Source organism: Vibrio sp. 811 (assembly GCF_033339195.1).
In genome coordinates, this window is the sequence record NZ_JAWOUB010000091.1 from 1 (window position 1) to 1,168 (window position 1,168).

At 46.7% G+C, this 1,168-nt stretch carries 1 protein-coding gene; it reads right to left on the bottom strand.

The window, feature by feature from the left end; translation table 11 throughout:
• Window positions 1–19 precede the first annotated feature (19 nt).
• Window positions 20–1,168: NO-inducible flavohemoprotein (gene hmpA / locus R7Q46_RS25020; RefSeq protein WP_318077909.1), on the bottom strand; the 1,149-nt coding region annotated here is incomplete at its 5' end.

Genomic DNA, 1,168 nt, shown 5'->3' on the forward strand with positions numbered 1-1,168 from the left:
TCCCGATAGGTGAACGCGCTTAAACCACCTTATGTGGGCCAAAGCATTCGTAATGGAATTGTTCCTGAGGGACGCCAAGTTCTTGTAGCTGTTTCGCGACGTGCTGCATAAAACCCACCGGCCCACAGAAGTACACTTGTACGTTGTCTTGTTTGAGTGCGGCTTCGATTTCATGCAGGTTTACAAAGCCGGTAAAGTGGAAGTCTTCACCTATCTTGTCTTCTGCCGTTGGTTGGTTATACCAAATGAGCGCGTTCATGTTTTCTTTCGCCGTGACTAGCTGGTTTACGTGCTCTTTAAAGGCGTGGTGTTTGCTGTTTTCTGTTGCATGTACCCAAGTCACTGGCGCGTGATGTTCCGTCAAGCTTTCTAGCATTGACAGTGTTGGCGTAAGGCCGACACCTGCAGAAATCAGCACCACTGGTGTATTGGTGTCTACATCCATAAAGAAATCACCCGCTGGCGCTGCGAGTTTTACTTTATCGCCGATGTTTAGCTCATCGTGCAGGTAGTTGGATACTTTACCGCCTTGTTCACGTTTTACGGAGATGCGGTAAGTGTTCTCTTGAACCGAAGAAGATAGGCTGTATTGACGGATCTCTTGGTTTTCAAACTTATCGCTGTTGATGTAGATGCCGAGGTACTGCCCAGGCTTGTACTTCGTCACTTTACTGCCATCCGTCGGTTTGAAAACAAAACTGCAAATGTGTTCACTTTCCAATTGTTTACCGACCAACTCAAACTCACGTAGCCCTCGCCAGCCACCTTCTTGCGATGCATTCGCTTGATAGATTTGCTCTTCGCGCTGGATAAATACATTAGCCAATACGCCATAAGCTTCAGCCCACGCGTCTAAAACTTCTTGGCCCGGATTGAATAACTCATCAATTGTAGCGATCAAGTGTTTACCTACGATTTGATATTGATCTTTCGTGATCAAAAAGCTGGTGTGTTTATGCGCAATTTTCTCCACTGCGCCAAGCAGAGCAGGCAAGTTTTCAATGTTAGCAGCGTATGCACAGATGGCATTGAATAGCGCTTCACGCTGATCGCCATTACGCTGGTTGCTCATGTTGAAAATGTCTTTTAACTCAGGGTTGTGAGTAAACATGCGGTCATAGAAGTGAGCGGTCAGTTTTGGTCCTGTTTCTGCGATTAGTGGCGCGGT